Source organism: Candidatus Accumulibacter vicinus (assembly GCF_000584955.1).
Classification (GTDB): Bacteria; Pseudomonadota; Gammaproteobacteria; order Burkholderiales; family Rhodocyclaceae; genus Accumulibacter; species Accumulibacter vicinus.
Map to the genome: position 1 here is coordinate 99,011 of NZ_JDSS02000007.1, position 1,949 is coordinate 100,959.

Here is a 1,949-nt window from a genome sequence, read left to right on the forward strand (position 1 = left end):
GCCAGCGGCCGGAAGCCGGGTGCCATGGCGGCCGTCTGGCCGCTGTGCCGGAGTTTCATGACCGTAGCGCAGCGGTCAGTGCGACCTGCGCGCCGGTCGGAAAGATGACCGCACCGCGGTCGATTTCGGCGGCGATCTTCGGCAGGATGTCGTAACGTTCCATGACGGTTCCTTCTGGCTCCGAGGACTTGGCGACGGGGTGGTCAGCGGTCGGCGGCGACCAGCGCCCCCGGGATCTGGTCGAGCGACAGCACACGTTCGGCGGCGCCGGCCTTGATCGCTTCCTTCGGCATGCCGAAAACGACGCAGGAGGTTTCGTCCTGCGCAATCGTCGCGGCGCCGGCATCGCGCATCTCCTTGAGGCCGCGCGCACCGTCGTCGCCCATGCCGGTCATGATGACGCCGAGCCCGTTCTTGCCGGCGAAGCGGGCGACCGAGCGAAAGAGCACGTCGACCGAGGGCTTGTGGCGATTGACCAGCGGTCCGTCGACCACTTCGACGTGGTACTGCGCGCCGTTGCGCTTGAGCATCATGTGCTTGCCGCCGGGAGCGATCAGGGCGCGGCCGGGCATCACGCGGTCGTTGGTTTTCGCTTCGCGGACCTCGATCGCGGAGAGCGAGTTCAGCCGTTCGGCGAACATCGCCGTGAAGCGTTCCGGCATGTGCTGCACGACGACGATTCCCGGCACCGTGATCGGCAGGCGAGTCAGGACGGCTTCGAGCGCTTGCGTGCCGCCGGTCGAGGTGCCGATGGCGATCACCTTGTCGGTCGTCTTGACCATTGCCGCCGCCCCGTTAGGCAGGATCACGTCGGCCGAATGCAGCGGCCGGTCGGTCGGCACAGCCAGGGGCGGCGGCGCCGGGCGCAGCAGGAGGCGGACGTTGGCACGCGCCGCGGCGCGCACGGCGGCGACGATGTCGTTCGACGAGTCCTCGAGAAAGCCCTTGAGCCCCGACTTCGGCTTGGTAATGATCGACACCGCGCCCGCGGCGAGGGCCTGCATCAGCGTTTCGCTGCCCGCTTCGGCAAGCGACGAACAGATGACCACCGGCGTCGGTCGTTCGGCCATCAGCTTGCGCAGGAAGGAGATGCCGTCCATGCGCGGCATTTCGATATCGAGAATGACCACGTCCGGCCAGTGGTGGCGCATCTTCTCCATGGCAAACAGGGGGTCGGAAGCGGTCGCCATGACCTCGATGTCGGCCGCCCGCGCCACCGCCTGGGCGACGACCTGGCGCACGACCGCCGAATCGTCGACGATCAGAAGCTGGATTTTCCTGCTCATGGCCGAGACCTCGGGTAGTCGGGCGTGTCACGCCTGGTCGGCATCCGGGGGGAGAGTTCAGTTTGCGGGAACAATTTGCTTGACTCCGGTTTTACGAGAAGGGTCGGGCAAGTCGGAGAGGGCATTGAAATTGAAGGGTCGCCAAAAATTGATAAGTAGATTATCATTTTTTGGCGACACGTCAACTTCATTTTGCCACTTTAGACTTTATCTTGCGACTTTATTGGCAAATCCGATAAACCGTTCAGCTCTGGGTCGAGGCGGGCAAGCTCGGCGCCTGGAAAACCCGCGCTGGCCACCGCCGCATTCCGCGTCAGGCGGTCGAGTCCTTGCGGCAGCGGCGCGACGCTTTGGGAACGGTCGAGTTTCGCCGCCCTGATCGACATCGGCCGGCACCCTCCCGATCTGCTGCTGCCCGGCATGGACGGTTACCGGATGATCCGTCACCTCCTTGACGTTGAGGATGGCGACGGCGACATCTCGCCGCCGAGCAGAAAGGTGAGGGATGGCGGCGGCCTGCGCCGCGTCGAGGGCGGCCGCGGCGTTGACCGGGCCGCCGCGTTCACCGGGCCGCCGGCCGGACGGGGGGGCGTGTTCTCGCGCATGGCTCGACCTTTTCTCAGAAGCGTTCGAAGTCGTGGCCGGCTGGCGCCGCGGTGGCGC

The 1,949-nt window shown here is 66.1% G+C and carries 3 protein-coding genes; 1 reads left to right on the forward strand and 2 read right to left on the reverse strand.

Annotated elements, in window-relative coordinates; genetic code table 11:
* Window positions 1-203 precede the first annotated feature (203 nt).
* A complete protein-coding gene (locus CAPSK01_RS02340; RefSeq protein ID WP_034921855.1) occupies window positions 204-1,286 on the reverse strand; it encodes a chemotaxis response regulator protein-glutamate methylesterase in 1,083 nt (360 codons plus the stop codon).
* A 200-nt stretch (window positions 1,287-1,486) separates the two neighbouring features.
* Window positions 1,487-1,672, reverse strand: a complete 186-nt coding sequence (locus CAPSK01_RS02345) for a hypothetical protein (protein WP_034921857.1) — start codon at window positions 1,670-1,672, stop codon at window positions 1,487-1,489.
* Between the two features lie 49 nt (window positions 1,673-1,721).
* On the opposite strand from CAPSK01_RS02345, the gene CAPSK01_RS21520 reads away from it, so the two are divergent.
* On the forward strand, window positions 1,722-1,949 hold a 228-nt coding region (locus CAPSK01_RS21520), incomplete at its 3' end, for a hypothetical protein (protein WP_273702936.1).